Source organism: Pseudomonas fluorescens HK44, from assembly GCF_000217955.3.
Classification (GTDB): Bacteria; Pseudomonadota; Gammaproteobacteria; order Pseudomonadales; family Pseudomonadaceae; genus Aquipseudomonas; species Aquipseudomonas fluorescens_AQ.
Genome location: NZ_AFOY02000014.1, coordinates 103,372 through 124,858 on the forward strand (window position 1 = coordinate 103,372; position 21,487 = coordinate 124,858).

The window sequence follows — 21,487 nt, forward strand, 5'->3', positions numbered from 1 at the left end:
CTACCGAGTTGGCTGGTTTTGGGGCTGCTTTGCAGCCCAACGGGGGCAAGCCCCCTCGCCACAAGTGGGCACTCGGCTTGGACAGACGTCAGCTGAACTCATCCCCGATCGGATACCGGCTGGCGTTGAGGCTTTCCTTGATCTTGCGCAGGTGCGGCTGGAAGTCGACGCCGCGGCGCAGGGTCATGCCGGTAGCGAGTACGTCGAGCACTGTCAGCTGGATGATTCGCGACGTCATCGGCATGTAGATGTCGGTGTCTTCCGGCAGCGGGATGTTCAGGCTCAAGGTGCTGGCCTTGGCCAGTGGCGAACCCTCGGCCGTCAGACCCAGCACCGAGGCACCGTTCTCGCGGGCGATGCGCGCCACCTCAACCAGTTCGCGGGTGCGCCCGGTGTAGGAGATGATCACGAACAGTTCGCCCGTGTGGGCCACCGACGCAATCATCCGCTGCATCAGCACGTCGGCGTGGGCGGTGACCGCCAGGTTGAAGCGGAAGAACTTGTGCTGCGCATCCAGCGCTACCGGGGCTGACGCGCCGAGGCCGAAGAAGTGGATCTGCCGGGCCTGGATCAGCAAATCCACGGCGCGGCTGATCAGATTCGGGTCCAGTGCCTGACAGGCGCTGTCCAGCGATGCGATGGCGCTGCCAAAGATTTTCTGGGTGTAAGCTTCAGGATTGTCGTCGGCTTCCACTGCGCGGCTGACATACGCCGCGCCGCTGGCCAGGCTTTGGGCCAGTTGCAGTTTGAGCTCCGGGTAGCCGCTGACGCCGAACGAACGGCAGAAACGGTTGACCGTCGGCTCGCTGACCGAGGCGGCCTGGGCGAGGGCGGCAATACTGAAGCGAGTGGCCTGCTGCGGGTTGAGCAGGATCACTTCGGCGACCTTGCGTTCGGCCTTGTTCAGGTCTGCAAGGCGATTCTGGATTTGTTCCAGTAAATTTCGCACGCGGTCCATTTATGTTCCTTAGGTCGGCTATGCAGATAGGGCCTGTGAAGCGGCCCATAATGGTGGCCTATCCTACTGATGGCCCCGACCGACCACCACTCGGAATCTGTATTTTGGAAAAATGTTGTGGTTATTACTACATTTTTCCTTGAGCGATGCCTTAAAAAAAGGTATTTGTAGCTTAACTTGATAAAAGAACAAACATCATGCCTTCGATTACGGTTGAACCGTGCACCTTTGCCTTGTTCGGCGCCTTGGGCGATCTGGCCCTGCGCAAGCTGTTTCCTGCCTTGTACCAACTCGATGGCGCTGGCCTGCTGCACGAGGACACGCGCATTATCGCACTGGCCCGTGAGCCGGGCAGCGAGCAAGAGCATCTGGCCTTTATTGCCAGTGAACTGCGCCATTACGTTGATGCCAAGGAACTCGACGAAGCCGTGGTCGAGCGCTTCCTGGCACGCCTGACGTACCTGCATGTCGACTTCCTCAAGTCTGACGACTACGTCGCCCTGGCCGAGCTGGCCGGTTCGGCGCAGCGGATGATTGCCTACTTCGCGACGCCCGCTGCGGTGTACGGCGCGATTTGCGAGAACCTGGCGAAGGTCGGCCTGAGCGAAAACACCCGTGTGGTGCTGGAAAAGCCGATCGGTTCGGACCTCGAATCGTCGCGCAAGGTCAACGACGCCGTGGCGCGGTACTTCCCGGAAAACCGCACGTACCGCATCGACCACTACCTGGGCAAAGAGACGGTCCAGAACCTGATCGCCCTGCGTTTCGCCAACAGCCTGTTCGAAACCCAGTGGAACCAGAACTACATTTCCCATGTGGAAATCACCGTCGCCGAGAAGGTCGGGATCGAGGGCCGTTGGGGCTACTTCGACAAGGCCGGTCAACTGCGCGACATGATTCAGAACCACCTGTTGCAGTTGCTGTGCCTGATCGCCATGGACCCGCCAGCGGATCTTTCGGCCGACAGCATCCGTGACGAGAAAGTCAAAGTGCTCAAGGCGCTGGCGCCGATCAGTCCGGAAGGCCTGACCACCCAGGTGGTGCGCGGCCAGTACATCGCCGGTCACAGCGAAGGCAAGTCGGTGCCGGGTTACCTGGAGGAGGAGAACTCCAACACCCAGAGCGACACCGAAACCTTCGTCGCCCTGCGTGCCGACATCCGCAACTGGCGTTGGGCGGGCGTGCCGTTTTACCTGCGTACCGGTAAACGCATGCCGCAGAAACTGTCGCAGATCGTCATCCACTTCAAGGAACCGTCTCACTACATCTTCGCTCCCGAGCAGCGCTTGCAGATCAGCAACAAGCTGATTATCCGCCTGCAACCGGATGAAGGTATTTCCTTGCGTGTGATGACCAAAGAACAAGGCCTGGACAAGGGCATGCAGCTGCGCAGCGGTCCGTTGCAGCTGAATTTTTCCGATACCTATCGCAGCGCGCGGATCCCCGATGCCTACGAGCGGTTGTTGCTGGAAGTGATGCGCGGCAATCAGAACCTGTTTGTCCGTAAAGATGAAATCGAAGCCGCGTGGAAGTGGTGTGACCAGCTGATCGCCGGGTGGAAGAAGTCCGGTGATGCGCCCAAGCCGTATGCGGCGGGCTCCTGGGGACCGATGAGTTCCATTGCACTGATCACGCGGGACGGGAGGTCGTGGTATGGCGATATCTGAATTCAAACTGCCTCAGGGCGTCCACGCTCATGAGTTTCGCAGCCCGGTGTTGCTGGCCGAAGGCCTGGCACTGACCGTGGCCAAGCACCTCAGCGACGCTATCGATGCCCGAGGCACCGCAACGCTGGTAGTGTCCGGCGGACGCAGCCCGGTGGCGTTTTTCCAGCATCTGGCCAAACAGGCACTGGACTGGTCCAAGGTTGTGGTGACCCTGGCCGACGAGCGCTGGGTGCCGGTGGAACACGCCGACAGCAATGCCGGTCTGCTCAAGCGCTACCTGTTGCAAGGCCCGGCGGCCAAGGCGAAGTTTCTCAGCCTCTACAGCGCCACTGCCAGCCTTGAACAAGCTGCCGAACAGGCTGACCGCTTGCTCGCCGAGTTGCCGGCAATCGACGCGCTGGTGCTGGGGATGGGCGATGACGGTCACACCGCGTCGCTGTTTCCCAACAGTCCGAACCTGGCCGAAGCCTTGCAGCCCGACGGCACGCGCCGTTGCTGGCCGATGCTGGCGCCGACCGTGCCACATCAGCGCCTGACCATGAGTCGAGCGCTGCTGGCCTCGGCACGGTTCACCGTGCTATCGATTTGCGGTCAGTCCAAGCTGACCACCCTGGGTGCCGCACTGGCCGGTGACGATGTCGCCGCAATGCCGATTCGCGCGTTTCTGCAACCCACGTTAGAGATTTACTGGTGCCCATGAACCAAGGATCAGCCGCTATGACAAACACTCAACCGACCGTTTCCATGGCGGACAAAGTTGCCCTGATCGACAGCCTCTGCGTCAAGGCGCGGATTCTGCCGGTGATCACCATTGCCCGCGAGCAAGACATTCTGCCACTGGCCGATGCCCTGGCCGCGGGTGGGTTGACGGCCCTGGAAGTGACCCTGCGTTCGCAGTTCGGCCTCAAGGCCATCCAGGTTCTGCGTGAGCAGCGTCCGGAGCTGGTCACCGGTGCCGGCACCGTGCTCGATCGCAACATGCTGGCCGCCGCTGAAGCCGCCGGTTCGCAGTTCATCGTGACCCCGGGTATTACCCGCGACCTGCTGGAAGCCAGCGTCGCCAGCCCGATTCCGCTGTTGCCGGGCATCAGCAACGCCTCCGGGATCATGGAGGGCTACGCCCTGGGCTATCGCCGCTTCAAGTTGTTCCCGGCGGAAGTCAGCGGTGGCGTCGCGGCGATCAAGGCCCTTGGCGGCCCGTTCGGCGAAGTGCGTTTCTGCCCGACGGGTGGTGTTGGCCCCGCCAACATCAAGAGTTACATGGCGCTGAAAAACGTGATGTGCGTTGGCGGTAGCTGGATGCTTGATCCAGAGTGGATCAAGAACGGTGACTGGGCACGTATCCAGGAGTGCACCGCCGAAGCGTTGGCTCTGCTGGACTGATGGGTTTAGCGACAGTTTTTTACGCAGAATCGTTGTAGTTGTGTTCTACGGCTTTACGGCGCACTTGGTCAGTGCGCCGTTTTTTTTGCCTGTAGAAAAGTGGCTGCCCTTCAGAAGCATACATAGTTACCGCAACCCACCCCGGAGATCTCTCTATCCTTCGAGCAACTTATGGAGGAAAGCGACTCATGGAAGAACACGCAACAACCCTGGCAACAGGGCCAGTCTGTTTATTGGCCCCCGAACAGATTGCCGGTCCGTACTTCAGAAACCCCAGGTTGATCCGAAGAAACATCAGTGAAGGTGCCAGCGGTATTCCCTTGCTGCTCAAGCTGAACCTTGTCGATGTCAGCAGTTGCGAGCCGGTGACGGACGCCCTGGTGGACATCTGGCAATGCAATGCGCGAGGGGCCTATTCGGGCTGGAGCAAGATCAATCCGGATAAAGAGGTCGATGTCGGCAATATCGGCTCAGTCCCACGTACCGATGACGACACGTATTTGCGCGGTGGACAATTTACCGATCGCAAAGGTGTCGTCAGGTTTACCACGGTTTATCCGGGGTTTTATGCGGGGCGCAGCGTGCACATCCACGTTGCCGTTCGAATCGTAACCGACAGCAATCATCTGGACGCGCGGCATGTTGCCTGGGTCGGTCAACTGTACCTTCCCGAGGTGACGTCACGTTCGGTACTGAGCGCCAAAGACTACACCGGGCGAGGCGTCTCGCCGCTGCGCAACGATCAGGACGAGCTTTTTACCCGGATGCGTGGGGAAGACTCGATCCTGAACGTTCACACCATTGCCCGTGATTCCTGGGAAGACGGCTATTTCGGGCAGTTGACCATCGGGATCGACAAGCGTGCGATGTCCGCTCAGATCAAACCCGAAGACTTCGATATCTACACCGTGTGAACGCCGGGCGTGGTCACCACCCGGTGTTCGTCGCCTCAACTCAGTTCGATCAGGGCCTGAGCCAGCCGCTGCATTTCCTGTGCGGTACTGGTCAGGCCCGGTGTAATGCGAATACAGCTGCCGCACGCCGAACCGTTGCGGGCCACGGTGAACAGGTTGTAGTCGTTGAGCAGGCGGTCGACCATCGCTTGCTGGTCGGCATGCCGGGTGAAACGCATCGAAGTGATACCGCAATACAGGCGCGGATCATCCGGGGTCATGACTTCAATGCCCTGCACATCGCGAACAGCCTTGACCCACAGATTGCGCAAGTAGTTAATCCGTGCACCCTTGGCGGCTGCGCCACCGATGGAACGATGTTCTTCGAACACCAGCGGCAAGGTCAGTAACGCCGCAATGTTTGGCGTGCTGTAAGGCGTGCGCGAGCGGATGTCGGTGAGCGGAAAGTGAAACTCGCCCATGTCCGGATCAATATCGGCCAGACGTTGTGGTGCGATGTAGATGAACCCCAGGGTCAACGGTGCACCGATCCATTTGTGCAGGTTGTAGCCGGCAAAAGAGATGCCCAGGTCATCAAGGTTGAATTCGATCTGACCGAGGGCGTGGGCGCCGTCGAGGATCACGTCGATCCCGTGCTCTTTGGCCGCCGCGGCAATTGCCTTGACCGGCATCACCAGGCCGGTGCGATGGGTGACGTGGGTCAGCGCCATCAGCTTGAGCCGTGGATGACGCACGAACGCCTCGCGGTAGCTCGCCACCAGTGTCTCGAAGCTGGCGGGATGAGCATGCTCGATTTCGATCACTTCGACGCCGCGATGGCGTGCCAGCCAGCGCATCGCACTTTTGACCGTGTCGTATTCCAGATCGCACAGCAGCACCTGATCGCCCGGCTGCAAGCCGTTGTAGTTGCGAATCAGCGATTGCAGCGCGTCTGAGGCGCTGCGTGTCAGGGCCACTGCCTCGGCGGGCACCTGCAGGAGCCCGGCTAGTTGCCCGCGTATTTCCACGCTTTCGAGTTTTTCGAAACGCTGGCGCACATGCACCGAGTTGCTGCGGTTGATGAGCTCGATGTTGCGCTGGTACTCCTCGACCACGGTGCGCGACATGCGGCCGAAGTAACCATTCTCCAGATTGATCGGACCTGGCTGGACCTCATAGCGGTCGGCGAATATCTGCCAAAAAGCTTCATCAAGGGCGCGGCGAGTGTTTTCTGGCATGGGGCGACTCGTTCAGTGGTTCAGTGGCGTGGTTTGGGTTTGCCATGTTTGGCGCGCAGCGGGTCGAGCAAGTCGGACAGGCCGTTGTGATCGATTTCCTGCATCAGGGCCAGCAAGCCGCCCAGCTCACCGTGGGGGAAACCTTCGCGGGCGAACCAGTTCAGGTATTGACCGGGCAGGTCGGCAATGATGCGACCCTTGTATTTGCCAAAGGGCATTTCGCGGGTGACCAGCAGTTCGAGCTTTTCGGGATTCATCGATCGGTCGTCTTGATTCAAACAGCGTGGAAAATACAGGCATTCTGCATGCAGGCCAATTGACAGATCATGCAAATAACTCGGGTACAGATGTTTGGTAAAAATTTAACTTATTGAAATATAAGGTAAAAAATAAACTCAAGAGCTGGCACACGAGATGCAGCGTTTTATGCAGTTCTCTCAGCCTGCGAGGAATTGAAAAATGACTGACATCAATAAAGAAGTGATTTCAGTCCTGAACGACCTGATCGAGATCAGCAAGGACGGTCAGGAGGGTTTCAAGACCTGTGCCCAGGACATCCAGCATCCTGAACTCAAGGCGCTGTTTGTCAAACGCGCTGCCGAGTGCGCTACCGCCGCTGCCGAACTTCAACATACCGTGCGTTCGATAGGCGGCAATCCTGAGACCAGAACCCGTGTCGGCGGGGATAGGCATCGTCGTTGGGTCGGCCTCAAATCATTGGTCACCGGCAAGAGCGAAGAAGTGGTGCTCAACGAAGCCGAGCGTGGCGAGGACCATGCCCTGAAGGCTTACAAAGCAGCGCTCGAGAAGATCAACGAAGACAATCTGCTGGGGATTCGTGATCTGGTCGAACGTCAGTATCACGGTGCGCAACGCAATCACGATCAGGTCAAAGCCTTGCGTCACCAGGCTCGCGCCCGCTCGTAAGTCGGTCAAAAACGCCTGAATCAAAAGATCGTTCCCACGCGAGCGTGGGAACGATCTTAACGATCATAGAGGGGAGCGATGGGCATCAGCCGATGCTGATCGCGGGCAGTGTCGGCAAGGTCACGGTCTGTTGCTTGCGCGGTGCGAGGATCTCGGCTTCGCCGTCCACGACCAGCTCATCGCGCTGGTTGAATACCCGAGTGGCAATGCGCACGCGGAATTTTGGCAGTTTCTCGAGGATTTCCAGGCGTACGGTCAGGGTGTCGCCGATTTTTACCGGCTTCTGAAAGCTCATTTGCTGACCGATATAAATAGTCCCCGGTCCAGGCAGCTCGCAGGCGACGGCGGCGCTGATCAGCGCCCCGCTGAACATGCCGTGGGCGATGCGCTCCTTGAACATGCTCGCTGCCGCAAACTCGGCGTCCAGGTGCACCGGGTTGTGGTCTCCGGACATCGCCGCGAACAGCTGAATGTCGCGTTCCTCGACGGTCTTGCTGTAGCTGGCGGTCTGGCCGACTTCAAGGGCTTCGTATGGGATATTGGTAACCTGGGTCATGTGTCTTGAATCCTGTGACGAGTTAAGTGTAATAGCCAGACATTATTCGGTTCGGGGTGGCCGGCGATGGCTCAGTGTCTCAGCCAGCCATTTGAGCAGGTCCGCGGTCACTTCATCGCGGTTGCTCTCGTTGAACAGTTCGTGCCGGGCTTGCGGGTAGATATTCAGCTGCATGCACTGGTTGCCGGCACTGCGCAGTGCGTCGGCCAGAGACTTGAGACGTTTGCCTTCGCTCACCGGATCACATTCGCCACCGATCACCAGCAACGGCAGGCCCGGGTCGATCTCCGCGAGATTGGACGCTTTGCTGATTTGCTGCAAGCCGCCGAGCAGGTCGATCCATAGCTGGTTGGTGCAACGGTAGCCGCAGAGCGGGTCGTGGACGTACTTGTTGACTTCGTCCGGGTCGCGGCTGAGCCAGTCGAACCGGGTGCGATGGGGCTTGAAGGGCTTGTTGAATGAACCGAACGACAACCACTCGATCAATGCACTGCGACCGGTAGCTCCCTGACGCCAGCGTTCGAAACGCGCAATCAGGCGCGCTACGCGATAGAGCGCAACTGGCTGGAAGTTCGAGCCACTGAGTACGGCGCCGTACAGGCTGGCGCTGTGATGCAGCAGGTACGCCTGGGCGATGTAGCTGCCCATGCTGTGACCCAACAGCACGATAGGGACGCCCGGATGGTGTTGGCCGATGTGTTGGTTAAGGCTGGCCAGGTCTCCGACCACTTTGTGCCAACCACCCTTGTCCGCGAAATGCCCGAGCACGCCGTTTTCGGCGGTTTTACCATGGCCGCGCTGGTCGAGCGCATAGACGCCGTAACCCTCGGCACATAAAGCCTGCGCCAGCCGCGCATAACGACCGCTGTGTTCAGCCATACCGTGGGATAGCAGAATCACCGCCTTCAGCGGGCCTTCAGGCAGCCACTGGTTGACGAAGAGTCGACTGTGATCGCTCGCGGTCAACCAGAATGTCTCGTGGATCATGGCGATTCCTTTGCACGGTTTTGTTTAGACGCGGCGTCGTTGCATTGTATAGCTCATCAACGGCAGGGCGTGCGATATGGGTGTCCCCCAGCAGCAAGATTCACGCTATCAATGAAACCGCTGCGTATATTTGCCTGAATCACCATAGCTGCTAGTGTCCCAGAAGCCCCGCTTTTCAGCGTCACACAGAGGCGGCCCGGATTTGCTCAGGTAAAGAGGACAATTACAATGCAACCTGATTTCTGGAATGACAAACGCCCGGCCGGCGTACCCAATGATATCGAACCGGGTGCCTACAAGTCGGTGATCGAGGTGTTCGAGCGTTCCTGCAAGAAATTCGCTGACCGTCCGGCCTTCAGCAACATGAGCGTGACGCTCACCTACGCCGAGCTTGAGCGCTACAGCACGGCGTTCGCTGGCTACCTGCAAACACAGACCGACCTGTTGCCCGGTGATCGCATCGCGGTGCAGATGCCCAATGTCCTGCATTACCCGATTGCCGTGTTCGGCGCGTTGCGTGCCGGGCTGATTGTGGTCAACACCAACCCGCTGTACACCGCACGGGAGATGCGTCACCAGTTCAAGGACTCCGGTGCCCGGGCGCTGGTGTACCTGAACATGTTCGGGCAGAAGGTCCAGGAAGTACTGCCCGACACCGAGATTCAGTACCTGATCGAAGCGAAGATGGGCGACCTGATGCCGACCGCCAAGGGTTGGCTGATCAACACCGTGGTCGACAAGGTCAAGAAGATGGTCCCGACCTACGATCTGCCGCAGGCGATTTCCTTCAAGAGCGCGTTGCGCCTGGGTCGCGGTCAAAGCATCAAGCCGTTGAAGGTCAGCCTCGACGATGTCGCCGTGCTGCAATACACCGGCGGCACTACGGGGTTGGCCAAGGGCGCGATGCTGACCCACGGCAATCTGGTCGCCAACATGCAGCAGGCCCGAGCCTGCCTCGGCCAGTTCGGCAGCGATGGCAAGCCGCTGCTGCGTGAAGGCCAGGAGGTGATGATTGCGCCGCTGCCGCTGTATCACATCTATGCCTTCACGGCGAACTGCATGTGCATGATGGTCACCGGCAATCACAATGTGTTGATCACCAATCCACGGGACATCGCCGGCTTCATAAAAGAGCTGAAAAACTGGCGGTTCTCGGCGCTATTGGGGCTCAACACGCTGTTTGTCGCGCTGATGGATCATCCAGACTTCAAGACCCTGGATTTCTCCAGCCTCAAACTCACCAACTCCGGCGGCACCGCACTGGTCAAGGCCACCGCCGAACGTTGGGAGCAGATAACCGGTTGCCGGATCACCGAAGGCTACGGCTTGACCGAAACCTCGCCAGTGGCCTGCACCAATCCGTATGGCGACAAGTCACGCATTGGCACGGTCGGCCTGCCAGTGCCGGGCACCACATTGAAAGTCATCAATGATGACGGTGTCGAACAACCCATGGGCGAGCGCGGCGAGCTGTGCATCAAGGGCCCGCAGATCATGAAAGGCTACTGGCAGAAGCCCGAAGCCACCGCCGAAGTGCTGGATGCCGACGGCTGGTTCAAATCCGGTGACATCGCAGTAATCGACCCGGACGGGTTCGTACGGATTGTCGATCGCAAGAAAGACATGATCATCGTCTCGGGTTTCAACGTGTACCCGAACGAGATCGAGGATGTGGTCATGGCGCACCCGAAAGTCGCCAACTGCGCGGTGATCGGTGTGCCGGACGAACGTTCCGGGGAAGCGGTGAAGCTCTTCGTGGTAGCGCGTGAGGCGGGGATCAGCCTTGAAGAGCTGAAGGCCTACTGCAAGGAAAACTTCACCGCCTACAAGGTGCCCAAGCACATCGTGCTGCGCGAGTCGCTGCCGATGACGCCAGTGGGCAAGATCCTGCGACGGGAGCTGCGCGATATCGCGTAATCGTTAAAGGCCGCGCTTCGCGCGATCGCGGGTAAGCCGTGCTCCTACAGGTTTAGTGTCGATCAGCCAATTGTGGCACGACACAAATCCGTAGGAGCAAGGCTTGCCCGCGATGCTTTTCAGTGGGGTAAAACGCCAATTTCAGAGCGTTTCAAGGGGGTATAGATTTTTTGCTCTAAAACAGACTATTTACAGGTCTTGAGTCATTAAAGTGACTGTAGGGGCTTCTTTTGGCTCTAGTAGGGCCTTGGCAAAGCTGCTACTCTCGGCGCGCTTTGTGACTTCCCGGCCTGGGTAAAAGCCGGATTCACCCAAAAAAGACACCAATAAAAAACACACACCAATAATAATCGCATCAAATGCGGTGAAGAATTCGCGTTGCTGAGGAGTGGGCTTCCATGATCGAAGACTTTTGGAAGGATAAGTACCCAGCTGGAATTGCTGCCGAGATCAATCCAGACGAGTATCCGAATATTCAGGCAGTGTTAAAGCAATCCTGCCAACGCTTCGCCAACAAACCGGCCTTTAGTAACCTCGGCAAGACACTCACCTACGGTGAGCTGTACGAATTGTCCGGTGCTTTTGCCGCTTACCTGCAACAGCATACCGATTTGCAGCCGGGCGATCGAATTGCCGTACAACTGCCAAACCTGCTGCAATACCCGATCGCCGTGTTTGGTGCCATCCGCGCCGGCTTGATCGTGGTCAACACCAACCCGCTGTACACCGCGCGGGAAATGGAACACCAATTCAACGATTCCGGCGCCAAGGCGCTGGTGTGTCTGGCGAACATGGCGCACCTGGCCGAGGCCGTGGTGCCCAAGACGGGCGTCAAGCACGTCATCGTCACCGAAGTGGCCGACCTGCTGCCACCGCTCAAGCGCCTGCTGATCAACAGCGTCATCAAGTACCTGAAGAAGATGGTCCCGGCCTATCACCTGCCCAAGGCCGTCAAGTTCAATGACGTGTTGAGCAAAGGCCACGGTCAGCCCGTGACCGAAGCCAACCCTGCCAGCAGCGACGTTGCCGTGCTGCAATACACCGGCGGCACTACCGGCGTGGCCAAGGGTGCAATGCTGACCCACCGCAATCTGGTGGCGAACATGATGCAGTGCAGGGCGCTGATGGGGTCCAACCTGAATGAAGGTTGCGAAATCCTCATCACGCCGCTGCCGCTGTACCACATCTATGCCTTCACCTTTCATTGCATGGCAATGATGCTGATTGGCAACCACAACATCCTGATCAGCAACCCGCGTGACCTGCCGGCGATGGTCAAGGAACTGTCGAAATGGAAATTCAGCGGTTTCGTCGGCCTGAACACCTTGTTTGTGGTGCTGTGCAACAACGAAGCGTTCCGCAAACTGGACTTCTCAGGCCTGAAAATCACCTTGTCCGGTGGCATGGCCCTGCAACTGGCCGCTGCCGAACGCTGGAAAGCCGTCACCGGTTGCGCCATCTGCGAAGGTTACGGCATGACCGAAACCAGCCCGGTGGCCAGCGTCAATCCAAGCCAGAACATTCAGGTGGGCACGATCGGTATTCCGGTTCCGTCGACCCTGTGCAAAGTCATCGATGACGCCGGCGTTGAACAGGCGCTGGGCGAAATCGGTGAGCTGTGCGTGAAAGGTCCGCAAGTGATGAAGGGCTACTGGCTGCGCCAGGAAGCCACCGATGAAATCCTCGACAGCGAAGGCTGGTTGAAGACCGGTGATATCGCGCTGATCCAGCCAGATGGCTACATGCGCATTGTCGATCGCAAGAAAGACATGATTCTGGTCTCCGGTTTCAACGTCTACCCGAACGAGCTCGAAGACGTACTGGCGACCTTGCCTGGCGTGCTGCAATGTGCAGCCATTGGTGTACCGGACGAGAAGTCGGGCGAGGCGATCAAGATTTTCATCGTCGCCAAACCGGGCGTAACCCTGACCAAAGAGCAGGTGATGACGCACATGCGCGCCAACGTCACCGGCTACAAAGTACCGAAAGCCATCGAGTTCCGCGATGCGCTGCCGACCACCAACGTCGGCAAGATCCTGCGTCGCGAACTGCGTGACGAAGAGCTGAAGAAACTCGGCTTGAAGAAGGTCAGCGCATAAAACAAAAAGCCCCGCAGATGCGGGGCTTTTGTTTTCAGCGATACTGGATCGTTTTTTGTGGCGAGGGAGCTTGCTCCCGCTGGGGCGCGAAGCGACCCCAAAACCAGACGGCGTCTATCCAGTATCTGTATGACGACTGCTTCGCCCGAACGCGGACCGGCCGGCGGGAGCAAGCTCCCTCGCCACAGGGAGTCGTTACAGGCGGAACGGCGCGAAGTTGACGTTGGTGCCGGCCGGGCGCATGTCCTGAAGGTACGAGTCCTTGTCGGCGCTCAGTTCCAGGCTCAGGGCCGCCTTGCGCTTGCCTTCGTTGCGCACCACCAGGCCTTCGAGCTTCTCGCGCAGGAACACCGTCGGTACTTTCAGGTGCAGCAGTTCGTCGGTGGCGGGCGTGTACATCAGCAGGTGAACCCATTCGTACTGACCAATGGCCAGGCGCGCAACCGGGATATCAAACCACCAGATATTGCGGTTGCGGTTCAATTCGGTGAAATGGCAGTTGTTGACGCCAAGCACTGCACCGCCGAGTTCCTGGTTTCTGCGGGCAATGGCCTGCTTTTTATCAAGTTTCATAACGTTCCTACGGGATTGGATCTTCAGCGCCACGGCCTGAATACGTTGCGCATTCTCGGGGCAAAGCCTGCAAACATAAAGCCCAACCTGCATGTGCGGATGAAATGACACAGTGAAAATAAATGAAACGCTGTGCAACGCTCGCCGGTCAACCCCTGTCAGCGCAGGGTGACGGCCATCCACGAATGGACGTTTTTATGTCAGCTATTGATATCCACTCCTCCCGAAATTGTTCCAACGTCACCAAGTAGGTTACTTTGGTGTAGGAAACGGCCCCTGAGTCGCCCCCGACTTCAACCTTTTTGCGGCGAAAGGAGACGCTATGATGTTCCCGGAGTTGAAAGGCTTGCCCTTGCACCGCGTGATGATGCGCACCGTCACCGAGTTCATCAATGACGAGATGTCGACGTATGCCTCGGCACTGGCCTATCAGATGCTGTTTTCGCTGTTTCCCTTCATTCTGTTTCTGATTGCCCTGATCGGTTTTCTGCATCTGCCGGACTTCTTTTCCTGGCTGCGTCTGCAATCGGAATTGGTATTGCCGCCGCAAGCGCTTGAACAAGTGAACCCGGTGATCGACCAGCTCCAGCAATCCAAGGGTGGATTGCTCTCGGTGGGTATCGTCATCGCCCTGTGGACCGCCTCGGCGGGTGTGCGGCTGATGATGAGCGCGATGAACGCAGCCTACGATGTGGTCGAAGGCCGGCCGATATGGAAGCGCTTTCCGCTGTCGGTCTTCTATACCGTGGGTATCGCCGGCATGCTGCTGATCGCTGCCGCCTTGATGGTGCTCGGCCCGCAAGTGATGGAATGGATTGCGTCGCAGATCGGCATGGAAGAGTTCATCGTCACGCTGTGGACGATACTGCGCTGGCCGGTGATCGTCATTTTGCTGATGGTCGCGGTCGCATTGATGTACTACGTGATGCCCGATGTGAAGCAGCGGTTTCGCTTCATCACGCCGGGCTCGGTGCTGGCGGTGGTGGTGTGGATCATCGCTTCGCTGGGCTTTGGTTATTACGTCAAGACCTTCGCCAACTACAATGCCATGTATGGCAGTATCGGCGCGATCATCGTGTTGTTGCTGTACTTTTATATTTCCGCTGCGGTGCTGTTGCTCGGCGCGGAAATGAATGCGGTGATCGATCACATGTCGACCGAAGGCAAACATCCCGGCGCAAAGGGCTTTGGCGAACACGACGAAAAACAACACGTTTCGGGACTGGGCCGGGACCACTCGCTCAACCCGACCACTGACGAAGCCTGACGATGATCCGTGAAATTCTGAAAATGGGCGATGAGCGCCTGCTGCGTATTGCTGCGCCGGTGCCGGCCGAAATGTTCGACAGCCCCGAACTGTGGCAGTTGATCGATGACATGTTCCAGACCATGGAAAGTGTCGGTGGCGTCGGCCTGGCAGCCCCGCAAATTGGTGTCGACCTGCAACTGGTGATCTTCGGCTTCGAGCACAGCGAACGTTACCCGGACGCTGACGCCGTACCGCAGACGATCCTGATCAACCCGTTGATTACACCACTTGATCCGACGCTGGAAGAGGGCTTCGAAGGTTGCCTGTCGGTGCCGGGGCTGCGGGGGGCGGTGGAGCGTTATCAGCATATTCGCTATGAAGGTGTCGACCCCAAGGGTGAGCCGATTGTGCGCATCGCTTCGGGGTTTCACGCCCGTGTGGTGCAGCACGAATGCGATCACCTGATCGGTCGGTTGTACCCGTCGCGGATCACCGACTTTCGCAAGTTCGGGTTTACCGAGGTGATGTTCCCGGATCTTGATCCGGCGGCTGATGATTGACCCGAAATTTCACCTCAACCCGCTCCCACCGTTTGAAAACCCATGGCGATCATCGGCTTGTTGCGTTTATAGCGAGCCAGACGCTCGGCCAGTGCATAGGGCAACAACGGGTCGGCAGTAAAACCATTTCGCTCATAAAATTCGCGCAAGTCCGGGTGGCAGAACAGCCACACGGGTGCCTTGATCTGCAACAGCGCCTGGGCCATCAACGCGCCCGCGATACCTTGTCCCCGCAGGGCTGGGTCGACAAATAACCCCGTCAGCCAAAACCCCTCCGCCATCGGCCGCAAACAGAGCCCGGCGATGATCTCGCCACGCTTGCCAACCCACAGTTGAGCGTCGCGAACCGCTTTCATCGATGACTGGTGAGTGCGGTAAAACTTGTTCAGCAACGGCCACAGCGGCTCGGCAAGCTGGGTGTACTGGGTATTGGGCATGTGCGAGAGGGTCACTGCGAAAAATGGGCCTATTATAAAAGAACCAACGCTGCGAGATAGGTGTATACCTGATCTCATATTTCCCAGTTGGTGGAGCGTGCATCATGAGCAAAGGCATGGATTCGAAGAAAGCGGCGAAAAAGAAACCGACCAAGACCGCCGTTGAAAAACGCGCTGACAAAAAGGCCAAAAAGGTCGGTGTGTTCGGGCACTGAGCCCGCTTTGACGGAGCCCGGCAATCGGGCTCCGCGTTCACTACCAGGTTACTAACCCATCGATCTGCTGAACCCGACCCTCGGCCAGATGGGCGAAAAACACCAAAAACCGCGCGAAGTCGCGCAAGCCTTCCAGCTCAGGTCGCGACGAAAGTCAGTAGCGGTTTCCAGGTGCGTCATTCACCGGTGATCAATCTTCAAGCGTGTGCCACTTCCGCCGCCAGCGCCTCGCTTACGGCAGGCCGTGAGCCAATCCGCGCCTGAAAACGCTCCAGCGGCGGCCATTGCTTCAGGTCGATATCAAACAAGGACGTCCACCGCAGCACGGTAAACAGATAGGCATCAGCGATGCTGAAGCGTTCGCCCAGCAGATAATCCTGTTGTTCCAGTGTCTGGGTCAGCACGGCAAACCGCTTGAACAGTTTCTCCTTGAAAAGCGCTTTCACCTGATCAGGGAACTGCGCATTGAACAGCAGTCCCAGAGCGCCGTGAACCTCACTCGAAATAAAGTTCAGGACTTCCTGCAAACGCACTCTTTCCCAGGATCCGCACGCCGGTGCAAGGTCGGCAAGCGGGCGAAGATCAGCAAGGTATTGGAGGATTGCCGGTCCCTCGGTCAGCACATTGCCGTCAGCCAGTTGCAGCGCCGCGACATAGCCTTTCGGGTTGATCGCAAGAAAGTCGGCACCGTCGCCGGTCCTCTTCGTGCGGTTGTCAACGCGGACCAGCTCGAATGGTAACTTCAGCTCACGTAGAACAATGTGCGGTGCAAGGGAACAGGCTTGAGGCGAAAAATACAACTTCATGATCAGGGCTCCAGGTGAGGATTTTGATCAGTGTCATAGTCGCCCACGCACTTCGTAAAATTAATCTTTCAGACAACAGCCATAAGGACAGCTACTACGATGATGAACCTGATGCATTGGCGGATGCTGGTGGCTATCGCCGACACGGGCAACATTACTCGCGCTGCCGAACATGTGGGCATGACTCAGTCAGGTGCCAGTCAAGCGTTGGCCTTGCTTGAGGACATGCTCGGTATCCAACTGTTTGTCCGGGAAAACCGTCAGACCTTGCCAACGGCGGTCGGAGTACGCGTGATCGAACAGGCGCGGGTGATGCTCCAGGCCCATGAGACCATCCGGGCCACTGCCGACGCGGCGCAGGACATTCAGCGTGGCACGATCCGCCTGGCCAGTTTTCCGATGGTGCTCGCAACGTTGCTGCCGCCGCTGTTGCGCCAGTTCAATCAGCTTTATCCCGGTATTGAGGTGGTGGCGCTGGAGGTCAGCGACAACGAAGTCGAAGCATTGCTCGGTGCAGGTCTGGTTGATCTGGGCGTGGTGCTCAATCCTCCACTTGAACGTAACGCCGGAATATTGGGACGCGATACCTGGGTCGCGGTGCTGCCAATGGCGCATCCATTGGCCCGAGGAAAGCACGAATACGGATTGAGGTTGGAGGCGTTGGTCGGGCAGCCGTTCGTGCTGGCCACCGGCGGTTGCAGCGTCAATGCCCGCAGCCTGGCAGCGGATGCAGGTCTTGCGCTGCTTGATGTCCGGGTTGAAGTTCGAGAGTGGGGCAGTGCGTTCACGCTGGTTCGGGAAAACGTCGGAGTGACGCTGGTTCCGGAAATGACCTTGCCAGCCAATCGCAAGGGGTTGCGTGTGTTGCCGTTGGCGGTGCCCATTCATCGAGAGTTTGCGCTGGTCGCCACACCGCTCAGGGAACCCTCTGCGGCGGTCCAGGCGCTGCTGGCGATGCTCCATCCTGCGGCGCTCTGATCATCGACAAAAAGATGGCCTATTGATGGCCTTGCATCCGTGGCGTTGCTGTCTATGCTCACATCGTAACTACTGATGCCGGTCAAATTATAAAGCGTCGAAGTCTCAATACCTCAGCCTGATTGTGCTTGAATCAGCGTTTTGCGGCCGGCTGTAAATTGAATGATCGATAAGAGTGCGCAACGCAAGGCACTGCGGTGAATAGGAAGGTTTCTTAGAGGGAGTTACTTGTGGACGTTGGGTTGACCCGTATGCGGGTCGTCAAGAAAAGGATGGCTTGATAAGAGCGTTGCGTTATGGACACTCCGATTAATCATCATTGATCACCTGACTCTTATCCTTCGTGTGAGGATGCGTTTGCCTGTTCTGTGGAAAGTCGTCGTAAGTCCAGTGAAAGACTAGGGTCTGTTGACGTTTGGTGGCGAGCCGCGTTGCTGGGCCAACGTGTGCGAGGCAAGGCGCGGGATGCCGCTAATGGTTGTTCCCTTGGCAAATCCTGCAACGCAGCCTCGCGCACGTTGGCACGCAACCCGAAGGGACGGGGCCCGCTTGGTGCAGGGCTGCGTTACTCGGAACTTATTTGGAACAACCAAACCGCGTTCCTCGCGCCTTGCCCTGCACCAAGCGGGCATCCGTCGCGGCCGCCACCAAACGTCAACAGACCCTAGGAACTTCCATTCATCAAAAGACAGCGCTGAAGGTGATACCACCATGTTCAATCGACACCGCAAGTCTGACCTGCTTGAGATAGAGCGATTTAGCTGCGCGTTGACCGAGGCCAATGCCAAGTTGGCGGCGATCAGCCGCTCCATGGCAATAATCGAGTTTGATCCCACGGGTGTGATCCTCGAGGCCAACGAGAACTTTTGTAAGGCTGTCGGCTATTCCATTGAGGAGCTGCGCGGCAAGCATCACCGGATTTTTTGTGAAGAAGAATACGCCAAGAGCGAAGATTACCAGCGCTTCTGGCGCGAGCTGGGTCGTGGCGAATACAGCAGCGGCACCTTTTTGCGCTTGAACAAGAGCGGCAAGGAAGTCTGGCTTGAGGCCAGTTATATGCCGGTGATCGGAACTGACCGGCAGGTACGAAGCGTGATCAAGGTGGCGGCAGATATTACGGCCCGAATCAATAAAGAGCATGAAAACCAGAGCGTAGTGAATGCCTTGGGGCGTGCCATGGCGGTGATCGAATTCTCCCCCGACGGCAGGGTGATTACCGCCAACGATAATTTCTTGAAGACCATGCACTATTCGCTTAGCGAAGTAGTGGGTCAGCACCACAGCCTGTTCTGTCATCGATCGGAGAGCGAGTCTGCGGCCTACAAGGCGTTCTGGGCTTCGCTCAACCGTGGCGAATTCCATTCGCGTCGGTTTGAACGGGTCGACAAACACGGTCGCATGGTCTTTCTTGAAGCTTCATACAACCCGATCTTCGATGCCAAGGGTCGCTTGTACAAAGTGGTCAAGTTCGCCAGCGACATCACTCGGCAAATGACCACGTTGCAGACCGCAGCCGAGTCGGCCCATTCAACCTCGGTGCAAAACGATGCGTGTGCCCAGAAAGGATCGCAGGTGGTGCAGCAGACGGTGCAGATCATCGAAGAGATCTCCAGGGATCTCAACGAGGCCGCCCTCAGCATTGATGCCGTGAGCAAACAGTCCGACGTCATCGGCAGCATTGTTCAGACCATTCGCGGTATCGCCGATCAGACCAATCTACTGGCACTCAACGCCGCTATCGAGGCTGCGCGGGCTGGCGAACATGGGCGAGGTTTTGCGGTGGTTGCCGATGAGGTGCGTAGCCTGGCGGCACGTACCAGCCATGCAACCGTGGAAATTGTAGAAGTGGTACGCAAGAACCACGACTTGTCCTTGAGTGCAGTGTCGAGCATGCAATCAAGTTTGAGTCGTACTGGACTTGGCGTGGAACTGGCCAATGAAGCGGGCGAGGTGATCCTGGAAATTCAGCAGGGTTCACGGCATGTGGTAGACGCCATCAGTCAGTTCAACTCGACATTGCAACTGGGTTAAAACGTCATGCAACTGAAAGGATCTTCGATCGAGTGTTATTACTTGATCGAGAATCCTTTTTGTCGTTCTAGCGACTATTTACGAGTGCACACGAAGCGGGTTGCTCAGACGACCCACGATATCGAGCGCGCTGTCGAGCAAGCGCATACGCATGAACGATTTGGCCGGCCAGTCCTGTTTCAACAAGGCCAGACGCTCGATTGTCCAGCGCTGTGGCTCGACCCGTTCGCGCAGGTGGTCAAAGCAGTCACCGACCTGAATGGCCAACTCATTCCAAAGTGCATCTTCCGGCATCTTCCAATGCCGGGTGCAGAGTAGAACCAGCTCCCCGAGATGGCACATGAAGGTGGTGTGCAGGAGTTTGTCGCGCACGAAGTCCGCATCGTCATACAGCGTCATTTGCGGGTCATGCAACTGAAGGTCGAGGCCTTGCCGGTGCAAGGTCTGGCGGTGAATCCGAATGTCGCCGAAGTCACGCACCATCAGTCGGCTCAACTGTCCCTCGGCGCTCATGACCATGAAGCTGTTCTGCTGGTGCGCCTCGAACGCGACCCCGTAGATCAGGTACAGACCGAGCAATCCGGGAACGGCGATCGATAGGTAGTCACGGAAAAAACGCAGCAGTTCCGGTCTGCCGTCGCCTTCTTGGGCCAACCTGACCCACTGGCGCAGTAATGGTTGTCCATGTTCATCCAGGGCGAACAGGCTGCCAACGGGCACGGCCATTTCACCCGGCTGCAACAAGTTCAATGGGTTGTCCCGGTAAAGCACCGCCAGGTGCCGGGAGCGTTGGTCATCCGCCGGTTGCTGCGCGTAATGCACGCCGATACGTTCCGGCACGATGTTCAACACGGCTCGAATCTGCGGCTCCTGCTCGAGTATTCGCAGCAACAATCCGCTGACCCTTGGCCCCATGCGTGCGGAGCGTGGTGAGAGGGTGCGTTGCACGCTGGTCAGTCGCAGCGCCACCGGAAGCTTGACCATCGGTGAACTGCGGTTTGCATTGGGCGCCAGGGTGCGAAACGACATGGTCGGCTGACCGGTGAACGCAATGATGGTGGTCACGACCAGTACGCGGTCGGCCATCTCGCGAGCAAACGAGCGCGGTAGCTCCTCTGCGGCTTGCCACGGATGGACGGGGAGGGGCAGGTAGTCATCCGGGTCCAGACCGCTGGCCCGCAGACACCCGATCAATTGCTCGGCCGCAAGCGGGAAATGCCCTTGCCACCAGTCGCGGTAATGCTCGGGTTCGCTCAATGATTCGACGTGAGCCCATTGCCGATGCAAAGCGCACAGGACGACGGGCACGCAGGCTTCGAATTCCGGTGAAAGCGCAATGACCTCGGAGGGGCTCAAGCCAAGCTTGGTCTTGTAGTTCGGGTGCCAGGGATGACCCAACGAGCCCCATTGCTCAAGCATTGATGTCGGGTTCGGGTGGGTGGGTGGGCCTCGGAGCCAGGCCAGTAAGTTGGTGTCATCGGCATGCTTGAACTGCTCGCGAAGCTGTCGGCTCCAGCCGTGGTGAAAGGCCTGACTCAAGGTGGCGTTGCAGAAGCTGTCGTCGAGCTCCTCGGCCAGGCGAACGAGCACTTCGGGCGACGGCAATGGGTCAAGTTGCGCACTGAGCAGGCTCAGCAACTGTGAAGGAAACAACAGCTTTTGTACCGGGCATTCAGAGCGATGCACAGTAATGCTGCCTTGCAGGTCCCAGCTGTTCATCCGCGCGGGGATCAGTCCTTCGAAGCACAGCCGGGCGCCATCGAGCAGCGTGAGCCAGTGCATCGAGCCCTTGGCTTGCAGGGCTTGGGGATTGAGCAGGCCTTCGCGCAGCAGCGCTTGCAACAAACGCTGAAAGCTTGCGCGGGTGCTGGGTTCGAGCGTATCGGCCAGATGGCCAAGGTTTATCCGGCGAGACGTGAATGCCTCGGTCGCCAGGGCTTCGCTCCAGCGTGAGAGTAACCCTTGCTGTTTTTGCGGGTCCGTGTGCATGACATAAGACTCCTTGGGGCGATT

19 protein-coding genes and 2 pseudogenes are annotated in these 21,487 nt (G+C 58.1%); 12 read left to right on the forward strand and 9 right to left on the reverse strand.

The window, feature by feature from the left end; translation table 11 throughout:
* Positions 1-88 precede the first annotated feature (88 nt).
* A complete protein-coding gene (locus tag HK44_RS12540; protein WP_173859948.1) occupies positions 89-949 on the reverse strand; it encodes a MurR/RpiR family transcriptional regulator in 861 nt (286 codons plus the stop codon).
* A 206-nt stretch (positions 950-1,155) separates the two neighbouring features.
* Here HK44_RS12540 and zwf point away from each other — a divergent pair, with 206 nt between their 5' ends.
* The 4 genes from zwf (at position 1,156) to HK44_RS12560 (ending at position 4,922) form a co-directional block, all read left to right on the forward strand.
* Positions 1,156-2,625: a glucose-6-phosphate dehydrogenase gene (gene zwf / locus HK44_RS12545; protein WP_019693212.1), complete on the forward strand. Its 1,470-nt coding sequence runs from the start codon at positions 1,156-1,158 to the stop codon at positions 2,623-2,625.
* Positions 2,612-3,325 carry a 6-phosphogluconolactonase gene (gene pgl / locus HK44_RS12550; protein WP_019693211.1) on the forward strand — a complete coding sequence of 238 codons (714 nt, stop codon included), beginning with the start codon at positions 2,612-2,614 and terminating at the stop codon, positions 3,323-3,325. The genes zwf and pgl overlap by 14 nt, the downstream gene beginning before the upstream one ends.
* 17 nt (positions 3,326-3,342) lie before the next feature.
* Positions 3,343-4,008 (forward strand): bifunctional 4-hydroxy-2-oxoglutarate aldolase/2-dehydro-3-deoxy-phosphogluconate aldolase, encoded by a 666-nt coding sequence (locus HK44_RS12555; protein WP_024264889.1) that lies wholly within the window; start codon positions 3,343-3,345, stop codon positions 4,006-4,008.
* Positions 4,009-4,196: 188 nt separating this feature from the next.
* The gene (locus HK44_RS12560; protein WP_019693209.1) at positions 4,197-4,922 is read left to right on the forward strand and encodes an intradiol ring-cleavage dioxygenase; all 726 of its coding nucleotides are present in this window, start codon (positions 4,197-4,199) and stop codon (positions 4,920-4,922) included.
* 35 nt (positions 4,923-4,957) lie between these two features.
* Here the strand turns inward: HK44_RS12560 and HK44_RS12565 are convergent, their stop codons facing one another.
* Entirely contained in the window at positions 4,958-6,139 is a 1,182-nt protein-coding gene (locus tag HK44_RS12565; RefSeq protein WP_019693208.1) for an aminotransferase class V-fold PLP-dependent enzyme, read from the reverse strand.
* 20 nt (positions 6,140-6,159) lie between these two features.
* Positions 6,160-6,396 carry a DUF3820 family protein gene (locus HK44_RS12570; RefSeq protein ID WP_019693207.1) on the reverse strand — a complete coding sequence of 79 codons (237 nt, stop codon included), beginning with the start codon at positions 6,394-6,396 and terminating at the stop codon, positions 6,160-6,162.
* Positions 6,397-6,598: 202 nt separating this feature from the next.
* Here HK44_RS12570 and HK44_RS12575 point away from each other — a divergent pair, with 202 nt between their 5' ends.
* Entirely contained in the window at positions 6,599-7,066 is a 468-nt protein-coding gene (locus HK44_RS12575) for a PA2169 family four-helix-bundle protein (protein ID WP_019693206.1), read from the forward strand.
* Between the two features lie 85 nt (positions 7,067-7,151).
* On the opposite strand, the gene HK44_RS12580 is transcribed toward HK44_RS12575, so the two are convergent.
* Together HK44_RS12580 and HK44_RS12585 are read right to left on the reverse strand one after the other, a co-directional pair.
* Positions 7,152-7,622, reverse strand: a complete 471-nt coding sequence (locus HK44_RS12580) for a MaoC family dehydratase (RefSeq protein WP_003227420.1) — start codon at positions 7,620-7,622, stop codon at positions 7,152-7,154.
* Positions 7,623-7,664: 42 nt separating this feature from the next.
* Complete coding sequence (locus HK44_RS12585) at positions 7,665-8,609, reverse strand: alpha/beta hydrolase (RefSeq protein ID WP_019693205.1); 945 nt, start codon at positions 8,607-8,609, stop codon at positions 7,665-7,667.
* A gap of 228 nt (positions 8,610-8,837) precedes the next feature.
* Between HK44_RS12585 and fadD2 the strand changes: the two genes are divergently transcribed.
* A complete protein-coding gene (gene fadD2 / locus HK44_RS12590) occupies positions 8,838-10,526 on the forward strand; it encodes a long-chain-fatty-acid--CoA ligase FadD2 (protein WP_019693204.1) in 1,689 nt (562 codons plus the stop codon).
* A gap of 398 nt (positions 10,527-10,924) precedes the next feature.
* Entirely contained in the window at positions 10,925-12,625 is a 1,701-nt protein-coding gene (fadD1, locus tag HK44_RS12595) for a long-chain-fatty-acid--CoA ligase FadD1 (protein ID WP_019693203.1), read from the forward strand.
* A 195-nt stretch (positions 12,626-12,820) separates the two neighbouring features.
* Here fadD1 and HK44_RS12600 read toward each other — a convergent pair whose 3' ends face one another.
* Positions 12,821-13,198, reverse strand: a complete 378-nt coding sequence (locus HK44_RS12600) for a hypothetical protein (protein WP_019693202.1) — start codon at positions 13,196-13,198, stop codon at positions 12,821-12,823.
* A gap of 322 nt (positions 13,199-13,520) precedes the next feature.
* On the opposite strand from HK44_RS12600, the gene HK44_RS12605 reads away from it, so the two are divergent.
* Both HK44_RS12605 and def read left to right on the forward strand, forming a co-directional pair.
* Positions 13,521-14,465: a YihY/virulence factor BrkB family protein gene (locus HK44_RS12605; RefSeq protein WP_019693201.1), complete on the forward strand. Its 945-nt coding sequence runs from the start codon at positions 13,521-13,523 to the stop codon at positions 14,463-14,465.
* A gap of 2 nt (positions 14,466-14,467) precedes the next feature.
* Positions 14,468-15,007 (forward strand): peptide deformylase, encoded by a 540-nt coding sequence (gene def, locus HK44_RS12610; protein ID WP_019693200.1) that lies wholly within the window; start codon positions 14,468-14,470, stop codon positions 15,005-15,007.
* Positions 15,008-15,021: 14 nt separating this feature from the next.
* Here def and HK44_RS12615 read toward each other — a convergent pair whose 3' ends face one another.
* On the reverse strand, positions 15,022-15,444 hold the full coding sequence (locus HK44_RS12615) for a GNAT family N-acetyltransferase (protein ID WP_019693199.1): 423 nt from the start codon (positions 15,442-15,444) through the stop codon (positions 15,022-15,024).
* Between the two features lie 412 nt (positions 15,445-15,856).
* On the reverse strand, positions 15,857-16,465 hold the full coding sequence (gstA, locus tag HK44_RS12620; protein WP_019693197.1) for a glutathione transferase GstA: 609 nt from the start codon (positions 16,463-16,465) through the stop codon (positions 15,857-15,859).
* Between the two features lie 99 nt (positions 16,466-16,564).
* Here gstA and HK44_RS12625 point away from each other — a divergent pair, with 99 nt between their 5' ends.
* From HK44_RS12625 to HK44_RS30510, 3 genes and pseudogenes are all read left to right on the forward strand, one after another.
* A complete protein-coding gene (locus tag HK44_RS12625; protein WP_019693196.1) occupies positions 16,565-17,443 on the forward strand; it encodes a LysR family transcriptional regulator in 879 nt (292 codons plus the stop codon).
* A gap of 711 nt (positions 17,444-18,154) precedes the next feature.
* Positions 18,155-18,925, forward strand: a pseudogene (locus HK44_RS30505) (PAS domain-containing protein); the annotation flags it as partial.
* 117 nt (positions 18,926-19,042) lie between these two features.
* A pseudogene (locus HK44_RS30510) lies at positions 19,043-19,474 on the forward strand (methyl-accepting chemotaxis protein); the annotation flags it as partial.
* A 78-nt stretch (positions 19,475-19,552) separates the two neighbouring features.
* On the opposite strand, the gene HK44_RS12635 reads toward HK44_RS30510, so the two are convergent.
* Positions 19,553-21,463, reverse strand: a complete 1,911-nt coding sequence (locus HK44_RS12635) for an IucA/IucC family protein (protein ID WP_019693194.1) — start codon at positions 21,461-21,463, stop codon at positions 19,553-19,555.
* Positions 21,464-21,487 lie beyond the last annotated feature (24 nt).